A 19,702-nucleotide genomic window follows, 5' to 3' on the forward strand; every position below is an offset into this window, starting at 1 on the left:
GCGTGCTACAGCCCTTCTGTCATGAACGGCGGAAGCGGTCGGGACACGGGCAGGGGAGCCAGGACATGCCGCAGGACACCGAGCACACGGACCACGCGCAGCGGGGGCGGCGGGCCAGGGCCCGCCGCCGCGCCGCCGCGTTCCTCGCCACCGACACCACCGCCTGGATCGGCGGTTTCGTGGCGGCCGCGTGGACCCGATTCGAGTTGGACCTCCCCCCGGGCCAGCTGGGCCGGGCCGCGGCGGTCGGCGTGCTCGCCGCAGTCGTGTACGTGGCAGTGGCGGCGGTACGTCGGCTGCACTCCGGACGCCACCCCCTGGGCAGCCTCCAGGAGGTCCAGGGTGTCGCCGGCACCGCCATCACGACGGCCGCCATCGTGCTGCTCGGGCTACTGCCCAGCGACCAACGGCCGGTGCCGGCGAGCACCCCGCTGGTCGGCGGCGCCCTCGCCCTGCTCCTGATGCTCGGGGCCCGGTTCGCGTACCGGCACCGCCGGGACCTGTCCCTGCGACCGGACGTCCGATCCTCGACACCGGTGTTGCTGTTCGGGATCGGCGACGCCGGACAGGAGTTGCTGCGCGCGCTGCTCGGCGATCCGCGTGGCAGATACCTCCCCGTGGGGGCCCTCGACGACGACCCGGACAAGCGCGACCTGCGCATCCGCGGAGTGCGGGTGCTCGGCGGGCGGCACGACGTCGGCCGAGCCGTCCGCCGCACCGGCGCGAGGGCTGTCATCTTCTCGGTGGCCAACGCCGACGCCGCGCTGATCCGTCAGATCCGCGAGGCCACGCTGGCGGCGGACGCGGTGTTCAAGGTGCTGCCCCCGGTGCGCGACCTGCTCGACCACCGGATCACCGTCACCGACGTCCGGGACGTGCAGATCGGCGATCTGCTCGGGCGCCGCCAGGTGGTCGGTGACCTGCCGTTGAGCACGAACAGCCTGGCCGGACGGCGGATCCTGGTCACCGGTGCCGGCGGATCCATCGGCTCAGAACTCTGCCGCCAGGTGATGAAGGCCGGGCCGGGTGAGCTGATGATGCTGGACCGCGACGAGTCGGCCCTGCACGGCCTTCAGATGTCACTCGCCGGACGGGCCCTGCTGGACGGTCCCGAGCTGATCCTCGCGGACCTGCGGGACGACGAGGGCATCCGTCGGATCATCCGGGAACGCCGACCGGAGATCATCCTGCACGCGGCGGCGCTCAAGCACCTGACGCTGTTGCAGCGGCACCCCGGCGAGGCCGTCATGACGAACGTGTGGGGCACCCTCTCGGTGCTGGACGCCTGCCAGGACGTGGCCCGGTTCGTCAACATCTCCACCGACAAGGCGGCCAACCCGATCAGCGTGCTCGGGTACTCCAAGCGGATCACCGAGCGACTGACCGCGCACGCCGCCTCCCGCTTCCCCGGGACCTTCCTCAGCGTCCGGTTCGGCAACGTGTTGAGCAGCCGCGGCTCGGTGGTGACGGCCTTCCAGCGGCAGATCGAGGACGGGAAACCGCTGACCGTCACCCACCCCGAGGTCACCCGCTACCTGATGACCGTCCAGGAGGCCGTGCACCTGGTGCTCCAGGCCGCCGAGATCGGGCGGGACGGGGAGGCGTTGGTGCTGGACATGGGCGAGCCGGTCCGCATCGCCGACCTCGCCCGGCAGATGGCCGAGCAGGCGTCGAGCACGGCCCCGATCGTCTACACCGGCCTGCGCCCGGGAGAGAAGCTGCACGAGGACCTGCTCGGCTCCGGCGAGACCGACACGCGGCCGTTGCATCCGTTGGTGTCCCACGTGACAGTGCCGCCGCTGGACCCGATGGAGGTGAGCGGGCTCGACCCGTACGACGACACGGCGAAGCTCATTCAGCACCTCGCGCTGCTCAGCACCCAGCCGAGCGATCCGACGGTGGGTGATCCGATGGGCGTCCCGCTGAGATCGCGCTGATCGGGCCCGGCACGGCACGGCACGGCCGGTGGACGGCGCATCCAAATCCCCGCACCGACAGTTATGTCATGAGGATCCCCACGCGAGGCCGCGTCGCGGCATTCGCACCGCCAGGCACGTCTTTCCGGCGCTCGCCCCGAGATCGATAGGACCGACAATTGCGGGCCCCCGACGGCAGGTTCGAGCGGCCGGAACAGCCGGACCTCGCGGCTGTGGGGACCGGCCGGGCCGTCCAGACGGTCGAGCCGCCCGCGCCGGATGCCCCCGCTCCCCCGAGCTCGCGTCGGGGTCGGCGGCTGCTGTCCTGGATCGCCACCGCGGCGCTGAGCCGAGCGGTCAGCGCCCTCGTACCGCTCGTTCTCCTGCCGGTGACCCTCTCCTACCTCGGCGCCGATCTGTACGGTCTCTGGGCCGCTGTCCTCGCGGTCACCGGGATGGTCGCCTTCGCGGACCTGGGCGTCGGCCTCGGGCTCATGACCAGGCTCGCGCCGTGTCGGGTGAGCGGCGACTCGGACACCGCCCGGCGTTACGTCTCCAGCGCCTACGCGGCGGTCTGCGGCATCGCGCTGCCGACGTGTGGTCTGCTCTGGCTGCTCGGTGGGTTCGTCCCGTGGCCGCTGCTGTTCAACGCCACCGGAACTGCCGCGCGCGACGCCCGCCTCGTCGCCCTGGTCTGCCTGACCGCCTTCCTGCTCAACATCCCACTGTCGTTGGTCGCCCGGGTGCAGTACGCGTACCAGCAGGTGGCCGTCAGCAACGTCTGGCAGGCGGCGGCGAGCGCGCTCTCGCTCCCCCTCGCGCTCGGCGCGGTGTTCGCGGACCTTCCTCCGATCGCGGTCATCGCCAGCATCGCGATCGCCCCGTTGCTGGTCAACATCGCCAACACGGTGTGGACGTTCGGATGGCGCCTGCCGCAGCTCGCACCCCGTCCGAGATTCGTCGACGGCCGCGGAATACGCGACCTGTTCGCCCTCGGTGGCCTGTTCTTCATGGTGACGCTGCTGATGGTGCTGGCGGACAACGCCGACCCGTTGATCATCGCGCACCTCCTGGGCCTGGCCAGTGTGACCGCGTACGCGGTGCCGGCCAAACTGTTCACCCAGCTCGGCGCGCTCGTGACGTTGGTGAACCAGCCGCTGTGGCCGATGCACGGCGAGGCCCTGGCACGCGGGGACCTCGCCTGGGTCCGCCGGACCGTTCGCCGGATGACTGTCGTCTCCACCCTCATCGCGCTACTGCCGTCGACCTTCCTGGTGCTGTTCGGCGAGCAGTTCTTCGCCGCATGGCTGCCGATTCCGATCGGGAACCGCTCACTGCTGGTGGGCCTCGCCTGCTGGTGGCTCGTGCTGGCGGCGATCTCTCCGCGGTTCATGGTGCAGAACGCGGCAGGCGTCGTACGCCCCCAGCTGTGGGGTTATCTGCTCTACCTACCGCTGTCCGTTGTCGGCAAGGTGCTCGGCGTGCACTGGCTGGGACTGTCCGCCGCGCCGTTCATCGCGGTCGGCGTCTACAGCCTGACGGTCGTCCCGGCTGCCATCTACGGCTATCGGCGGGCGCTCACCGTGCGGCCCACCTGAGAGAGGCGAATGCACTGATGTTGTCGCAGGAGGAATTTCCCCGGGTGCTGGTGGTGAGCCACACGCCCTTCAGTCGGATCAGCGGCACCGCCATGACGCTGTCGAACCTCTTCTCCGGCTGGCCGAAAGACCGCCTCGGGCAGGTGCACACCGGCAACATCACGCCGTCGACCGAGGTGTGTGAGAACTACTTCCACTTCCCGCCGCGGGACCATTACCTGCCCGTCCAGTACTACGCCATGCGGATGCTGGGTTGGAACGGGCGGACGCCGCTGCAACAGAGCCGGCCGATCGCCGCCGTGCACGCCGCCGCGGAGAGCCGTCCCGCGATGGCCAAGGCGTACGCGCAGCTACGCGCGACCGCCGATCTCAGCCCCATCCGTGTGCCCGCGACGCTCACCAGGTGGATGCGAGACTTCCGTCCCGACGTCGTCTACTCGATGCTCGGCAGTGTGCGGCTGACGAGGATCACCGCTCTCGCGGCGCGCACGTGCGGCGTCCCGGTCGTGCCGCACTTCACCGACGACTGGCCGGCGACGTTGTACGGCAACGGCGAACTCCTCGGGCGGGCCAACCGAGCAGTTCAGGAGGCCATCGCCCGGCTCATCCGCCTGGCTCCGCTCGGCATGGTCATCAGTGAGCCGATGGCCCAGGAGTACGCCCGACGGTACGGCATTCCGTTCAGCCCCTTCGTGAACTGCGTCGACGAGACCTACTTCGCCGCCGTTCGGGACGAGACGGATCAGCGACCGACGACGGAACTGGCCTATGTCGGCGCCCTGCACCTGAACCGTTGGAAATCGCTACGTGACATCGGCGCGAGCCTGGACAGGTTGGCCGAGGACGGCCTGTCGGTCCGGCTGACCATCCACGCCCCCGAGCGGGACCTCGCCCAGTACGGCAAACACTTCGCCCATCTGGGGCGGGTGCGGCTCGGGCCGTCACTCGCCAGCGACGAGGTGCCCGCGGCGCTGCGGGCCGCGGATGTCCTGGTGCACATCGAGTCCTTCGACGAGGAGATCCGGCGCTACACCCGCTACTCGGTGTCGACCAAGATTCCCCAGTACCTCGCCTCGGGCCGTCCCATTCTCGGCTACGGTCCCGCCGAGGTGGCGTCGATGGCGCACATCCGCACGGCGAACGCCGGGGTGATCGTCGGTACGAACGACACGGCGGCGCTGGCCGGCGACCTCACGAGGCTCTGCCGTGACCGGGCGCTTCGCAGCAGGCTCGCCCGTAACGGGACCGACTTCGCGCGCCAGGAGCACGCGAAGGACAGCGTGGCGGCACGGTTCGCCGCCACGCTCCGCTCGGCGGCGGACGGCGAATCCGTCCGGCAACTGACCTAGAGGCGAGTCGAGGTGCTGCGAATGAGACGGTCGGGTTGGGTCGCCTGCGTGGGCCCGTTCCTCTTCCCGTGGGGCGAGGCGGGGTCACGACGGGTCTACGGCCTGGTGGCGTCGTTGGCCGCCGCCGGCTACGACGTGGTGGTCGCCGGCGGCGCTGCCGAGCCAGACACCGTCACCCCGCTGCCGGGCGTCGACGGACCGGGTTCGATCTCGTACGTCGGCCTCGCGGAGAAGCCGCCGCCGGAGGCCGGGCCGCTCGCCAGTTCGATACAGACCCTGGTGCGCTGGGGGCAACGGACGGTCCGGTGGCTCGACGCCCAGCCGACCAGGCCCTCGCACGTTCTGGTGCACGGTGGTCAGGCCCAGTACATGTTCCACCTTCAGCGGTGGTGCCGTCGCCACGACGTGCCGTTGATCGTCGACGTCGTCGACTGGTTCAACGGGCACCACGTGCGCGGCGGTTACCTCGGCCCGCTGCACGCCAGCATGAAGCTCGCTCTGCGCCACTACTACCCGCGGTGCGACGGCGTCATCGCGATCAGTTCCTACCTGGAAACCCACTACCGTCGAAGCGGCAAGCCACTCCTGCGCGTGCCGCCCACCCTCGACGTCAAGAGCCTGACCGTGGACGCCCGGCAGACGGCGGCGGGCTCGTCCGGGCTCACGCTCGCGTACGCCGGCAATCCCCACGGGAACAAGAAGGACCTCCTGGGCACCGTCATCGAGGCGGTGAGCCGCGTCCAGCGCGAAGGCGCGAGCGTCGAGTTGCGCATCTACGGGCCGACCCCGGACGAGGCACGCCGGCTCTTCGCCGACCGGCCGTTGCCCGACGGTGTGCGGTGCCTGGGTCGCCTACCGCAGGCCGAGGTGGCGAACGCCCTACAGGGGGCGGATTTCACAGTCCTCATTCGGCGCCCGGAGCGGGCGGCCGACGCGGGCTTCTCGACGAAGTTCTGCGAGAGCCTGGCCAGTGGTACGCCGGTGATCGCCAACCTGACCAGCGACATGGGAAGGTATCTGCGCCCCAACCTTGAGGGGTTGGTCTGCCGGGACCACACGGTGGCCGAGGTCACCGAGGCGGTTCGCGCCGCCGCCCGGTTGAGCGACGCGCAGCGCACAGTGATGCGCCAGGCCGCGCGCAGCCAGGCGCTCGAGTCGTTCGACTATCGGGCCTACGCCGAGCCGATTGGCAGGTTCTTCCGGAACTGGGGCTGACGGTCCTGGGCCTCCGCGGGCTGCCGGTGCCCGCCGGTGAGCGACAGCATCGCGGACAACGCGAGCAGGGTGGCCATCCCGACGATGGATTCCGGCGCCATGCCGAGCTGGTTGTTCGCCGGCACGTAGACGATGAGGATGCAGAGCTGCGCGAAGATCAACGTCGGGATGACCCGCCGGGAGGACACCGCCGCGCGCCAGGAGCCGGCAAGGAGCCAACCCACCAGCCCCATGAACAACGCCGCACCGGGGAATGTGAGGTCGGAGGCGAGCCAGGGATAGATGGTGGCCCAGTACATGCGCGCCGGCCACCCCTTCTCGTGCTCGGTGCGGTCGGGGAAGGCCGGGTGTTCGGTCAGGTCCGCCCCGAACGTCTGCTCGGCGAAGATCGCCGCGGACGGTGCGCTGCCGAGACCACGGGACCATTCGAAGGGCACCTGCAGGTTGTAGGAGAGCCCGAGGTAGCCGTGCGTCGGGTAGCCGATCACGTCGGCGATACCCTCGGCCATCGGCTTGCCGACGACGCGTTCCACCGACGGGTTCACCTGCACCAGGGCGCCCGTGGTGCCGAACTCGGTCGCCCGCGCCGCGTGGCTGTAGGTCATGTAGATGGCCAGCAGCGCGAACGCCGCGCCGACCAGCACGAGCACCCCGCGACGCCGCGAGCGCGTCCGGGACCGACGCCGGACCGACGCGCGGGCGATCAGCATCCCCGCCGCCAACATGATGACGACGTCGCCGAGCCCTTTCGTGGTGCCGATGAAGAGGTAGAACGCCATGTGCAGCGCCGTGCCGACGATGCCGGCGAGCCGCAGCCAGGTGGGCAGACTGCGCCACTGGACCACCAGCAGCGGCACGAGTGCCACGCTGAGCACGCCGAGCGGAAACAGGACGTTCATCCACGGGCTCGTGGTCCCGACACCCTGCTGGTAGATCTCGAACTTGTTCTGATAGCCGGCGGCCGGCGTCCGAATGCTCGTCCACACGCTCTGCGGACCGGTGGCGCCGAATTCGGCCAGCCGGGTCAGACTCACCACGATGTAGTAGACGGAACTGGCCAGGACCAGTTGCCGCACCTGTCGGATGCGATCGACCGAGTGGGTCGCGACAGCGACGGCGGGTGGGCGGCGTGCCATCTGCGCCACGTATCCACCGGCGAAGAGAGCTGTCGCCGCGAACACGAAGACGCAGAGCTGGAACGGGTTGTCGACCCGCCGGGACAGCCCGGTCAGCCAGAACGCGCCGAACGTGCCGAGCAGCCAGGCCAGGGCCAGCCACAACGGGAGCCAGGTCACCGTCGGAGAGGCCGGTGTTCCGGTGTGGACCGCCACCCGGCCCGCGCGACCGTCACGCGGCTGCGCCGGCGCGAGCCTCCCGTCGTCGCCGTCGCCCAGTGTTGACCGGCGCCGAGCACGGCTTGTTCCGTCAACGGCGGTCAGCACGGCCCACTCCCGGCGGGCCGCTCCGGCGATCGGGCAGCACCGAGCCACCGCGAGTCACCCCGAGGAGCACTCTGCGATTCCCCACGCCACACCTCCGAAGACACACCACGCGCAACGACCTCACGACCGACCAGGCAACGCGCGACACGGCCGGTGTGACCTCGAATCGGGAATTCCTGAACACGTGGTCAGAGTCCGTTCTAATTGCGCGAATCCCCCTTTACAAGCTGATATCGTCGGCCGCATTGCTTCGAGCTGCCCTGAGTTCGGCATCCGCGAACAACTCGCATCCACCCAGACCGCGATCGCCTCCGTCGCCGCGCCCAAGGGGAAGCTGATGGTGAAGAACGCTCTTCGTGGGATCGCCGCGGACCTGCGCGCCCTGGGCGGCTCGGCGCCGCTGCGCGCGGCGTACGAGGCGTCCAAGCGCACCGGTTTCCACGCCGTCCTGTTCCGCGCCGAGACCCGCCGCCACCACCCGGCCGCACCGGTGGCGCTGACGAACCTGCTGCCGCTCGGCGACGAGGCGCGGCAGCGCTGCCTCGACGACGCCGGACGCGTGCTACACGACGGGCTACGGGTCTTCGGCGGCCGGGTGACCACGGGCGTGTCGACGCCGTGGTGCACCGACCCGCTGACCGGGCGGCAGTGGCCGGCCGGCGAGCCGTGGTGGCGCATCGACATCCGGTCCGAGGCACGGCTGTCGGACGTGAAGCACATCTGGGAGGCGGCACGCCACCGCGACCTGGTCGTCCTGTCCCGCGCCGCGCGACTCGACACCGACGGGCCCTGGCAGGACGGTCTCAACGACCTGCTGCGGTCCTGGTGCGACGAGTGCCCGCCGGAGCAGGGCGTGAACTGGTACTCAAGCCTCGAACTCGCCCTGCGCGCCATCGCCTGGAACCAGATCCTGACGCTGGTCGGCGAACGGCTTCCGCACGACGTGGCGAGCGCCATGGACCGGCTGCTGCTGGCCAGCGCCCGGCACCTGATGGTCGAGCTGCCCTACACGGTGAGCAGCATGCGCAACAACCACATGCTCGGCGACGCGCTGGGGCTGATCCTGCTCTCCCGGATGTACCCGACCGCTCCACGCGCCCGCTGGTGGGCGCGCACCGGCGAGAGGATGTTCGCGACCCAGCAACGCCGGCACTTCGGTCCCGACGGCCGCATGATCGAGGACTCGGTGTCGTACCACCGCTTCGTCCTCGAAATGCTCACCGTGCGGATGCTGCTCGGCGGCGCACCGTCGAGCGTCCGGCGTGACCTTCGCGCGGCCAGCCTGCACCTGGCCCGGCTCGGCGTGTTCGACGGGGACGTCCCGCAGTACGGCGACTGGGACGAGGGTCGGGTGCTCGCGTCCTCGGGTGACCCGCTCGACGTGTCCGGCTCGACCGCGCTCGGGCTCGCGCTGTGCGGTGAGCGACTCCCGGCCCGGTGGTACGCCGAATTCGACGAACTGGCGTGGTACGCGCCCGCGCCGGACACCACAGTGGACGAGGTCACCTGGAGCCTGCCGGCTCGGTCCTCGGCGACGACCTCCGGAGGCATCGCGGTGGTCGACCGGGGGCCGTGGCGGGTGTGGTTCAAGGTGGACGGCGGCGCCTCGCACGGCCACGCCGACCTGACCTCGGTCTGGATCACGCACAACGGCCGGTGGCTGATCGCCGACCCGGGCACGGGCACCTACAACGGGCCCCTGGAGGTCCGCAACGGGCTGCGCACCTCCGCCGCGCATCCGGTGCGCCGGCCGGACGGGCAGGACCAGCTCGTCCCCCATCGCGCGTTCCGCTGGCTGCACGCCGGACGTGGGCACCTCGGCCCGCCGCTCGACCTGCCGGATCGGACAATCCTCTTCGGTTGGCACGACGCGTACGAGCGCGGCGAGCGCCCCGTCCGGGTCGGCCGCGCCGTCGTGGTCGCCGACGAGTACGTGGCGATCGTCGAGTTCGCCGACCCGCAGGCCGCCGTCGGGTCCTGGTCGCTCACCGTTCCGTTGCACCCCGACGTGGCGGTGCGCAACGACACGCTCGTGGCGGGTGAGAGCAAACTCCACCTCTTCGGGCTGGACGGTCACGAGGCGGTGCGGGGGCGGTCGGCGCCGTTCGCGGGCTGGCACAGCCGCACGTACGGTCGCTGGGAGCCGGCGACGTGGATCACGGCCGAGAGCCGGGACGACACAGTCGTGTGGGGGCTCGGCACGGTAGCCGGACCGCGGCCCGAACCGGACGCCCTCGACGGCCTGGGATTCGAGGTGACCTGGAGCGACAGCGGGGCGTCCCTCGCCGTCACGCATCTCGCATCCGGGACGGTCCACCACGTGCGAGCGCCGCGATGACACACCGCAGGGTCCTGGTGCTCAACCACTTCGCCGTCCCCCCGGGCTATCCGGGCGGCACCCGGCACGTCGAGCTGTTCAGCCGGCTGCCCGGCTGGACGTACGTGATCCTCGCCGGTCGCCGCAACATGATCACCGGGGCGCTGCAACGTCCGGAGCCGGGGTTTCATCTGGTCGCCGTGACGCCCTACCGGGGCAACGGCCTGGGTCGGGTGCTGAACTGGGTGAGCTACGCGGTGACGGCCACGGTGGCCGGTCTACGCCAGCCTCGCCCCGACGTGGTCTACGCGTCCTCGCCGCATCTGCTGGCCGGCCTTTCCGGCTGCGTCGTGGCGGCACTGCGGCGCACGCCGTTCGTCCTGGAGGTTCGGGACCTGTGGCCACGCGTGCTCGTCGAGATGGGCACGTTGTCGGAGACGTCGGTGGCGAACCGTGCGCTGGAGCGCCTGGAACGGTTCCTGTACCGGCGCGCCGACCGGATCGTGATCATGGCGCCGGGCGTACGGGCGGCCATCGAGGCCACGGGCGTGGCACCGGACCGGATCGCCTTCATTCCCAACGCGGCCGACCCCGACGACTTCACACCGAGCGTGGGGCGCGACGAGCTGCGCCGCCGGTACGGCTTCATCCGCCGCACCGCCGTCTACGCGGGGGCGCACGGCCCGGCCAACGGGCTCGACCTGCTTCTGGCCGCCGCCGAAGCGGTGCCCGAGATCGACGTCGTGTTGGTGGGCTCGGGTGTCGAGAAGTCGCGCCTGCGGGCGAAGGCGCTCGGCATCGGCAACGTGCGGTTCCTCGACCCGGTTCCCAAGACCGAGATCCCCGACCTGCTGCACGCCGCGGACGTCGGCCTGCATGTGCTCGCCGACGTCGAACTGTTCCGGGCCGGCGTCAGCCCGAACAAGGTGTTCGACTACATGGCGGCCGGGTTGCCGATCCTGACCAACAGCCCGGGGATCGTCGGTGACCTCGTCATGGGCGCGGCCGCCGGGTACGTGACCCCGCCGGGCAACCTCGGCCACGGTCTCACCCAGATGGTGCAGGCGAGCCCGGACGGGTTGACGAAGATGGGTGCGGCCGGCCGGTGTTGGATCCGTGAGCACCAGTCCCGCACGGCGATGGCCCACGCGCTCACACACCTTCTCGCCCCGCTGGTCGACGGCGCGGGTGACGTACCGCGCTGATCCGGCACCGCCGGTTCCACCCGGTCAGAGGGCGAAGCCGGCGCGCACAGCGCTGTCCGCGTCGAGTTGCGTGGGCAGGCGCGACGAGTGTTCCTCGATACCCGTCAGGGCAGCGACAGCGGACAGCGCCGCCCTCGTCGTACCGAACGAGGCTTCCAGGTGGCCCTCGTCGGACGCCTCGCCGACGACGACCCGGCGCGTGTGGGCGAGCAGGTCCCGGTGTCCCTTGCCGCCGGGGACCCGCTTCACCTCGCGGCCGTCGATCTCCAGGCGCTGGAAGTCGTCGATCAGTATCGTCCGCCCTCGACCGAGGACCTCCAGGCGTTCCTTGGGTGTGCGCCGGTGCCCACGGGTGGAGTAGGTGATCGTCGCGGTGGACCCGTTCGGGTATCCGAGCAGGACGCTCACGTCCTCCTCCAGGCCCGGTTCGCCACGGCCGCTGCCGTGCGCGGACACGACCCGGGGCTGCTCGCCCACCAGCCACGACGCGAGGTCCAGGAAGTGGCACACCTCGCCACGGACGCGCCCGCCCTGGCGCCGGTCGTGGTACCAGTGCGAGTCGGGCAACTGCCCGGCGTTGACCCGGTAGGCGACGGTTATCGGCCCGGACCCGGCCGCCAGGGCCTCGCTGGCCTGGACCACCATGGGCGCGTACCGGCGGTTGAAACCGACGAACAGGTGACCGGCGTTGCGCTCGTAGGCGGCCGTGACCTGGTCGAGCTCGTCCTGCGTCAGCGCGAGGGGCTTCTCCACGAAGACGTGCTTGCCGGCGTCGAGCGCCTGCACCACCAGGCGGGCGTGCGAGTCGTGACGGCTCAGGACGAACACCACGTCGACGTCGTCGCGGACCAGCAGGTCCTCGACCGTCGGCGCCACCACGGCGATGCCGTTGCGCTCCGCGGCGTGGCGCGCCGACAACCCTCTGGCGGACGTGATGGCGGCGAGGTCGTCCGCCCAGCCCGCCTCCTTGAGCGCGGGCAGGAACGTGGCCTTGGCGTAGTTTCCCGCCCCGATCAGGCCGGCCCGTGGCGACGCCGAGGTGCGGCGCGGCCGAACCGTGATCGTCTGCCGGGACACCTGCGCGGGCGCCGAGTAGCTCAGCTGCACGGCGAGCGAGCGCGGATCGGACGCCAGCACCTCGTACGCCGAGGTGGCCTGCTGCACGTCGAAGACGTGCGTGACCAGGTCGTCGACCGCGACCCGCCCGCTGGCCACCAGGTCGAGGTACGCCTCGATGTTGCGTCGCGCCGTCCAGCGCACATGGCCGATCGGATAGTCGACGCCCCACTCCTCGTAGGCGCGGTCGTAGCGGCCTGGGCCGTAGCTGCGAGCGAACCGTAGGTCCAGCTCACGTTCGTAGAACCGCCTCCGGTCCAGGTCCAGGCCGACGTCGCCGACCACTACCAGCCGGGCACGGTCGCGGGCGATCTCGGCGCTTCGCGCGACCGGCTCGGACGAGGTCGTCGCCGCCGTGATCAGGACCGCGTCGACACCTCGACCACGGGTCAGTTCCCTGATCTGCTCCGTGGTCGCCGCACCCGCCTCGACGAGACCGACCGCACCGCCACCCCCGGCCAGCTCGGCGGTCCACTGGCGCAGGTCGATGCCGATCACGTTGAGCCCCGAGGCGAGCGCCAGGCGCACCGTCAGTTGCCCGACCAGGCCGAGGCCGACGACGGCCACCGAGCCGCCCAGGCCCACCTCGGCTTGGCGCAGGCCCTGCAGGGCGATGGCCGCCACCGCGCCGAAGGCCGCCGCCTGGTCCGACACCGACTCCGGAACGGGTACCGCGAGCAGGCCCGGCACCGCCTGGTACTCGGCGTGCCCGGCGGACGCGGTGGCCACGCGCATTCCGGGTCGGATCCCGTCGGCAGCGGCGCCGGCGGTGACGACGACACCGGCCGCGCTGTACCCGAGCGGCATGTCCTCGTCGAGCCGACTGCGCACAGCGGCGAGTGTGGAGCGCACCCCGCCGGTGCGGGCCCGGTTGACGACCTGGCGGACCAGGTCCGGGCGGGCCCGGGCCTTGCGCAGCAGGCTCGCGGACGCCAGCTCGCGTACGGCGCGCTCGGTCCCCGCCGACAGCAGGGACCGACGTGTGGCGACGAGCACCTCGGTGGCGCCGGGCTCCGGCTGCGGAACGTCGACGACCTTCAACTCGCCGGCGGACACGGATTGGACGATCTGCTTCATGCAGGCCCGCCTGCCTTCAGGGAGTAGGAACATCGCTCGCGGCAGGGCGCCCCTCGGGCAGCGCAAACCGCGACGCATCCGTCATTCGACATTGTATAGAGAGCACAGGCATCAAACTGGATAACTTGTACTATTGCCGCGTCGCCCCTGATTTGCGTCGGCTTCCACGAGGAGACACATGCCAGCCGGGATCGTTCTGCACGTCACTGGCGCACGCCCCAACTTCCCCAAGGCCGCGCCCGTGATCCGCGCGCTCGACCGGCACGGCGTCCGGCAGCGCCTGGTCCACACCGGACAGCACTACGACGAGCGGATGTCCGAGGTCTTCTTCCGCCAACTGCGTCTGCCCGAGCCGGACATCAACCTCGGCGTGGGGTCGGGCAGCCACGCCAGCCAGACCGCTCGCGTGATGACCGGCCTGGAAGAGTTGATGGTCGCCGAACGCCCGGCGCTCACAGTCGTGTACGGCGACGTCAACTCCGCGCTCGCCGCCGCCCTCGTCGCGTCCAAGCTGGACATTCCGGTCGCCCACGTGGAGGCGGGCCTGCGCAGCTTCGACCGGTCCATGCCCGAGGAGATCAACCGGGTAGTCGTCGACCACGTGTCCGACCTGCTGTTCGCCACCAGCCCCGACGCCGTGTCGCACCTGCACCACGAGGGCATCGCGGCCGAGAGGATCCACCTGGTCGGCAATCCGATGATCGACACGCTGCTGGCCAACCTCGACCGCTTCGACGTCGCGGGTGTCCGCACCGCCCTGTCGCTCCCCGAGCGTTACGTGGTCGCGACGCTGCACCGGCCCGGCAACGTCGACGACGCGGCAGACGTCGTCGATCTGGTGAAGGCCATGCACGCCGTGGCCGACCAACTGCCAGTCATCCTGCCGTTGCACCCACGCGGCCGGCAGCAGCTCGAGAACGCGGGCCTGCTCTCCCACCGCGCGCTCCGGGTCGTCGAGCCGCTGGGCTACCTCGAGTTCGTCAGCCTGGTCCGCGGCGCGGTGGTCGTCGTCACCGACTCCGGCGGCGTGCAGGAGGAGACGACGATGCTCGGCGTGCCCTGCCTGACCCTGCGGCCCAACACCGAGCGCCCGATCACCATCACGCACGGCACCAACCGCCTCGTCACCCGGTCGACGCTCGCCGACGCCGTGGCGAGCATCGTGGCCGCGGGAAGACCCGCCAGGCGTCAGACACCGCCGTTGTGGGACGGCGCGGCCGGCGAACGGATCGCGGAGATCATCGCGAAGCTGCTCGGCTAGCCGCCCCGAACGCCGGGTGCGGTCGCCCCCGATGTGATGAGCTGTACGGGTGTCGGGGCTGGGACTTGTGCTGCACCCCACCCGGGATGTCACCGAGGTGGTCAGCATCATCGAACGGTGGGCGAAGCGTCACCACAAGACGCTGTTCGTGCGCGAGGAGGACCAGCACCGCGTCTCGTCCTGCATCGAACCGATCCCGGCGGACGAGGTGGCGGCCCGCGCCGACGCCCTGATCAGCGTCGGCGGCGACGGCACCATGTTGGGTGCGCTGCGCTCCGCCGTCCTCGACCCGAAGCCGGTGCTCGGCGTACACCTGGGTCATCTGGGGTTTCTCGTCGAGATCGAGCCGCCGGAGCTGCCCGACGCGCTGAGCCGGTTGCTGTCGAAGGAGTTCACCATCGAGTCGCACGCCTGCCTCGCCTGCGACGTGTGTGGCGACGACGTGGTGGCGTTCAACGACATCGCGCTGCTGCGCCAGCCCGGCTCCGGCTTCGTCAGCGTCACCCTCGCCATCGACGGCCAGCAGTACGGCTACTACCGCAGTGACGCCGTGGTGGTCAGCACCCCGATCGGATCGACTGCCTACAGCTACGCCGCCGGTGGTCCACTGATCTCCCCCGCCGCCGACTCGGTGGTGATCACGCCGTCGGCGCCGATGGCCGGCATCTCCCGGTCCGTGGTGCTCTCACCGGACGAGAAGATCCGGTTGGAGCTCCGACCCGACTCGTCGCCGGTCGTGGTGGAGATGGACGGGCTGGTGTTCCGCGACGCGGCGACGGAGGGGGCGGTGGACATCACGTACCGCCGCAACGCCGGCCTGGTGGTCCGTTTCGACCCGCTGCGCTACCAGGAGCGCAACCAGTTGAAGATGACCCTGCTCGACCTGCCGTTCCTTCCCGAACAGCTCCGCGAGTTGCTCCCCGAGGAACTACGCCGACGCACCCAACAGGAAATCCCCCCACCCTGCTGACCCATCCCACCCTTCACCCAGTTAATCAAGAGGGCTCAGGACTGGGCCAGGGCCTGGTCTACCAGGGCTTTGGCCTCCTCCTGGATCTTCTTGAGGTGATCGGGGCCCTGGAACGACTCGGCGTAGATCTTGTAGACGTCCTCGGTGCCGGACGGGCGGGCGGCGAACCAACCGGACTCGGTGCTGACCTTGAGGCCACCGATCGGTGCGCCGTTGCCGGGGGCGGTGGTCAGCGTCGCGGTGATCGGCTCACCGGCCAGCTCGGTGGCGGTGACCTGATCCGGGGAGAGCTTGCCGAGCACGGCCTTCTGCTCCCGGGTGGCCGGGGCGTCGATCCGGGCGTACGCGGGCGCGCCGAAGCGCTCGGCCAACTCCGCCCAGTGCTCGCTCGGGCTGCGCCCGGTGGTGGCCTGGATCTCGGCGGCGAGCAGACAGAGCAGCAGGCCGTCCTTGTCGGTGGTCCAGGTCGAGCCGTCGCGGCGCAGGAACGACGCCCCGGCGCTCTCCTCACCGCCGAAGCCGACGGCGCCGTCCAGCAGGCCGGGCACGAACCACTTGAAGCCGACCGGCACCTCCAACAACGGCCGGCCCAGGTCGGCCGCGACCCGGTCGATCATCGACGAGGAGACCAGGGTCTTGCCCACCGCGGCGGCCGGACCCCACTCGGTGCGGGTGCGGAACAGGTGACGGATCGCCACTGCCAGGTAGTGGTTGGGGTTCATCAGCCCGGCGTCCGGAGTGACGATGCCATGCCGGTCGGCGTCGGCGTCGTTGCCCGTGGAGATCTGGTAGTCGGCACGCGCGGCGATCAGCGACGCCATGGCGTTCGGCGAGGAACAGTCCATCCGGATCTTGCCGTCGCCGTCCAGGGTCATGAACCGCCAGGTCGGGTCGACAGTCGGGTTGACCACTGTCAGGTCCAGCCGGTGTCGCTCGGCGATCTCACCCCAGTACGCCACGCTCGCCCCGCCCAGCGGGTCGGCGCCGATCCGGATCCCCGCGTCGCGGATGGCGTCGATGTCGATCGCCGCTGGCAGGTCGTCGACGTAGTTGGCGAGGAAGTCGTACTCCCCGGTGGTGTCGGCGGCCCGCGCCCGCGCGTAGGTGATCCGGCGGACCTCCTTGAGCCCGGCGGCGAGGATGCTGTTGGCCCGGTCCTGGATCCAGCGGGTCACGTCGGTGTCGGCCGGCCCGCCGTTTGTGGGGTTGTACTTGAAACCGCCGTCGTCGGGCGGGTTGTGCGACGGGGTGATGACGATGCCGTCGGCGAGCCCACTGGTGCGACCCCGGTTGTGCGTGAGGATCGCGTGCGACAGCGCCGGGGTCGGGGTGTAGCCGTCCCGGCTGTCCACCAGCACGGTGACCCCGTTGGCGGCGAGCACCTCCAGGGCGTCCACCGCGGCCGGCGCGGAGAGCGCGTGCGTGTCCCGGGCGAGGAACAGTGGCCCGTCCAGCCCCTGCTCGCGTCGGTAGTCGCAGAGCGCCTGGGTCACCGCCAGGATGTGGTCGGAGTTGAACGCGTTGCGCAGGCTGGAGCCGCGGTGGCCGGAGGTGCCGAACGAGACCTGCTGCGCCGGGTCCGCGGGATCCGGATGTTCGGCGTAGTAGGCGGTCACCAGGCGCGGCACGTCGACCAGGTCGGCGGGCTCGGCGGGCTGGCCGGCACGGGGGTGGGTCACTGCGGGAACCTCCTCGGGGAGTACGTGTCGGTCACGGCTCGACCTTCTGGCCCTTGCCGATCACCACGATGCCGTTGTCGGAGACGGTGTAGCGCTGCCGGTCCTTCTCCAGGTCGACGCCGATCTCGGCGCCCTCCGGGACGAAGACGTTCTTGTCCAGGATGGCCCGCCGGACCACCGCGTGTCGGCCGATCTCCACACCCTCCATCAACACCGAGCCCTCGACGTGCGCCCAGGAGTGCACACGCACCTTCGGCGAGACGATCGAGTTCTCCACCAGCGAGCCGGAGATCACCACACCCGGGGAGACCATCGAGCCGACCGCCCGGCCGACCCGCTCACCCCACTGGTGGACGAACTTCGCCGGCGGCCACGGCGGCTGCTCCGTGTAGATCGGCCAGTCGAAGTTGTACATGTTGAAGACGGGGTGCACGTTGATGAGATCCATGTGCGCGTCGTAGAACGAGTCGAGCGTTCCCACGTCCCGCCAGTAGCCGCGATCGCGGTCGGTGCTGCCGGGCACCTCGTTGTCGCGGAAGTCGTAGACGTTGGCCTCGCCACGCTCGACGAGCATCGGGATGATGCTGCCGCCCATGTCGTGCTTGCTGGTCTTGTCTTCCGCGTCGCGCTCGACCGCCTCGCAGAGCGCCCGGGTGGTGAAGACGTAGTTGCCCATCGAGGCGTAGATCTCGTCCGGTGCGTCGGGCAGGCCGACCGCGTCGGTGGGCTTCTCACGGAACGCCCGGATCCGCTTGCCGTCCTCGCCGACCTCGATGACGCCGAACTGGTCGGCCATCGACAGCGGCTGGCGGATGCCGGCGACGGTCACCGCCGCGCCGGAGGCGATGTGGTCCTCCACCATCTGCCGCGGGTCCATCCGGTAGATGTGGTCGGCGCCGAAGACGATCACGTAGTCGGGCTGCTCGTCGTTGATGAGGTTGAAGCTCTGGTAGATGGCGTCGGCCGAGCCGGCGAACCACCACGGGCCACGACGCTGCTGCGCGGGCACCGGGGTGACGTAGTTGCCGAGCAGCGTGGACATCCGCCAGGTCTTGGTGATGTGCCGGTCGAGGGAGTGGGACTTGTACTGGGTCAGCACGACGATCTTGAGATAGCCGGCGTTGGCCAGGTTGGAGAGGACGAAGTCGACCATGCGGTACATCCCGCCGAACGGGACGGCCGGCTTGGCCCGATCCGTGGTGAGTGGCATCAGGCGCTTGCCCTCCCCACCCGCCAGGACGATCGCGAGCACCTTGGCAGCCATGCCCCGACGCTATCCACCCGCGTCGCACTTCACCACTCGTACGGGGAGTCTTCTGCACTAGGGTGCGCACATGACCGACTCCTCCCCGGCCACCGGATCCCTGCGCGTCGATCTGCTCACCCGCGAGTACCCACCGGAGGTCTACGGCGGCGCGGGCGTGCACGTCGAGTACCTGGCTCGGGAGTTGCGCCACCTCACCGACGTACGCGTGCACTGCTTCGGTCTGCCGCGCACCGAGCCGGGCGTCACCGCGTACGCCGAACCGCCCGGCCTGACCGGCGCGAACGCCGCGCTGCGCACGATGGGCGTGGACCTGGAGATGGCCGCCGGCGCGGCCGGCACCGACGTGGTGCACAGCCACACCTGGTACGCGAACCTGGCCGGCCACACCGCGAAGCTGCTGCACGGGGTGCCGCACGTGGTGACCGCGCACAGCCTGGAGCCGTTGCGGCCGTGGAAGGCCGAGCAGCTCGGCGGGGGTTACGCGCTCTCCTCCTGGATCGAGCGCACCGCGATGGAGGCCGCCGACGCGGTGATCGCGGTCAGTGGCGGGATGCGCAACGACGTGCTCACCGCGTACCCGCAGATCGACCCCGCCCGGGTCCGGGTGGTCTACAACGGCATCGACACCATCCAGTACACCCCGGATCAGGGCACCGACGTGCTCGACCGGCTCGGTGTCGACCCGTCCCGCCCCAGCGTGGTCTACGTGGGCAGGATCACCCGGCAGAAGGGGCTGCCGTACCTGCTGCGGGCCGCCCGGGAGTTGCCGGCGGACACCCAGCTCGTCCTGCTCGCCGGCGCGCCGGACACCGCCGAGATCGCCGCCGAGGTGGAGGGGCTGGTCGCCGAGCTGCGGGCCAACCGCTCCGGCGTGGTCTGGGTGGCCGAGATGCTGCCCAAGCCCGAGGTGATCCAGGTGCTCACGCACGCCACCGTCTTCGCCTGCCCGTCGATCTACGAGCCGATGGGCATCGTCAACCTGGAGGCGATGGCCTGCGAGACGGCAGTGGTGGCGACGGCGACCGGTGGCATTCCCGAGGTCGTGGCCGACGACGAGACCGGCCTGCTGGTGCCGATCGAGCAGGTCACCGACGGGTCGGGGACACCGTTGGAGCCGGAGAAGTTCGTCGCCGACCTGGCGGCGGCGATCAACACGCTGCTCGCCGACCCGGCGCGTACCGCGCGGTTCGGCCAGGCCGGCCGACGGCGTGCGGTCGAGCACTTCTCCTGGGACGCCATCGCCCGGCAGACACTGGAGGTCTACCGCTCCGTCGGCGCGGCCTGAGAGAG

At 70.6% G+C, this 19,702-nt stretch carries 13 protein-coding genes; 9 read left to right on the forward strand and 4 right to left on the reverse strand.

Annotated elements, in window-relative coordinates:
* The first annotated feature begins 65 nt into the window (after window positions 1-65).
* The 4 genes from IW248_RS14835 to IW248_RS14850 all read left to right on the forward strand — a co-directional run bounded on the left by IW248_RS14835 (window position 66) and on the right by IW248_RS14850 (window position 6,078).
* Window positions 66-1,937: a polysaccharide biosynthesis protein gene (locus tag IW248_RS14835; RefSeq protein ID WP_196927473.1), complete on the forward strand. Its 1,872-nt coding sequence runs from the start codon at window positions 66-68 to the stop codon at window positions 1,935-1,937.
* A 158-nt stretch (window positions 1,938-2,095) separates the two neighbouring features.
* Window positions 2,096-3,514, forward strand: coding sequence for a lipopolysaccharide biosynthesis protein (locus IW248_RS14840; RefSeq protein ID WP_196927474.1), 1,419 nt, complete (start codon window positions 2,096-2,098; stop codon window positions 3,512-3,514).
* Between the two features lie 17 nt (window positions 3,515-3,531).
* The gene (locus IW248_RS14845; RefSeq protein WP_231396313.1) at window positions 3,532-4,863 is read left to right on the forward strand and encodes a glycosyltransferase; all 1,332 of its coding nucleotides are present in this window, start codon (window positions 3,532-3,534) and stop codon (window positions 4,861-4,863) included.
* Window positions 4,864-4,884: 21 nt separating this feature from the next.
* A complete protein-coding gene (locus tag IW248_RS14850) occupies window positions 4,885-6,078 on the forward strand; it encodes a glycosyltransferase (RefSeq protein WP_196927475.1) in 1,194 nt (397 codons plus the stop codon).
* On the opposite strand, the gene IW248_RS14855 is transcribed toward IW248_RS14850, so the two are convergent.
* Window positions 6,036-7,373: a hypothetical protein gene (locus IW248_RS14855; RefSeq protein WP_307787961.1), complete on the reverse strand. Its 1,338-nt coding sequence runs from the start codon at window positions 7,371-7,373 to the stop codon at window positions 6,036-6,038. The genes IW248_RS14850 and IW248_RS14855 overlap by 43 nt on opposite strands.
* Window positions 7,374-7,857: 484 nt before the next feature.
* On the opposite strand from IW248_RS14855, the gene IW248_RS14860 reads away from it, so the two are divergent.
* A complete protein-coding gene (locus IW248_RS14860; protein ID WP_196927476.1) occupies window positions 7,858-9,858 on the forward strand; it encodes a heparinase II/III domain-containing protein in 2,001 nt (666 codons plus the stop codon).
* On the forward strand, window positions 9,855-11,042 hold the full coding sequence (locus IW248_RS14865) for a glycosyltransferase family 4 protein (protein WP_196927477.1): 1,188 nt from the start codon (window positions 9,855-9,857) through the stop codon (window positions 11,040-11,042). The genes IW248_RS14860 and IW248_RS14865 overlap by 4 nt, the downstream gene beginning before the upstream one ends.
* 24 nt (window positions 11,043-11,066) lie before the next feature.
* On the opposite strand, the gene IW248_RS14870 is transcribed toward IW248_RS14865, so the two are convergent.
* The gene (locus IW248_RS14870) at window positions 11,067-13,235 is read right to left on the reverse strand and encodes a Gfo/Idh/MocA family oxidoreductase (protein WP_196927478.1); all 2,169 of its coding nucleotides are present in this window, start codon (window positions 13,233-13,235) and stop codon (window positions 11,067-11,069) included.
* A 178-nt stretch (window positions 13,236-13,413) separates the two neighbouring features.
* Here IW248_RS14870 and wecB point away from each other — a divergent pair, with 178 nt between their 5' ends.
* Entirely contained in the window at window positions 13,414-14,496 is a 1,083-nt protein-coding gene (gene wecB / locus IW248_RS14875) for a non-hydrolyzing UDP-N-acetylglucosamine 2-epimerase (RefSeq protein WP_196927479.1), read from the forward strand.
* Between the two features lie 58 nt (window positions 14,497-14,554).
* On the forward strand, window positions 14,555-15,466 hold the full coding sequence (locus IW248_RS14880; protein WP_231397250.1) for an NAD(+)/NADH kinase: 912 nt from the start codon (window positions 14,555-14,557) through the stop codon (window positions 15,464-15,466).
* Between the two features lie 35 nt (window positions 15,467-15,501).
* Here IW248_RS14880 and pgm read toward each other — a convergent pair whose 3' ends face one another.
* A complete protein-coding gene (pgm, locus tag IW248_RS14885; protein WP_196927481.1) occupies window positions 15,502-17,145 on the reverse strand; it encodes a phosphoglucomutase (alpha-D-glucose-1,6-bisphosphate-dependent) in 1,644 nt (547 codons plus the stop codon).
* A gap of 31 nt (window positions 17,146-17,176) precedes the next feature.
* Window positions 17,177-18,409 carry a glucose-1-phosphate adenylyltransferase gene (gene glgC / locus IW248_RS14890; RefSeq protein ID WP_124823459.1) on the reverse strand — a complete coding sequence of 411 codons (1,233 nt, stop codon included), beginning with the start codon at window positions 18,407-18,409 and terminating at the stop codon, window positions 17,177-17,179.
* A 70-nt stretch (window positions 18,410-18,479) separates the two neighbouring features.
* On the opposite strand from glgC, the gene glgA reads away from it, so the two are divergent.
* Window positions 18,480-19,697 carry a glycogen synthase gene (gene glgA / locus IW248_RS14895; RefSeq protein WP_231396314.1) on the forward strand — a complete coding sequence of 406 codons (1,218 nt, stop codon included), beginning with the start codon at window positions 18,480-18,482 and terminating at the stop codon, window positions 19,695-19,697.
* The last annotated feature ends 5 nt before the right edge of the window (window positions 19,698-19,702 follow it).

Origin of the sequence: Micromonospora ureilytica, from assembly GCF_015751765.1 — a bacterium.
Classification (GTDB): domain Bacteria; phylum Actinomycetota; class Actinomycetes; order Mycobacteriales; family Micromonosporaceae; genus Micromonospora; species Micromonospora ureilytica.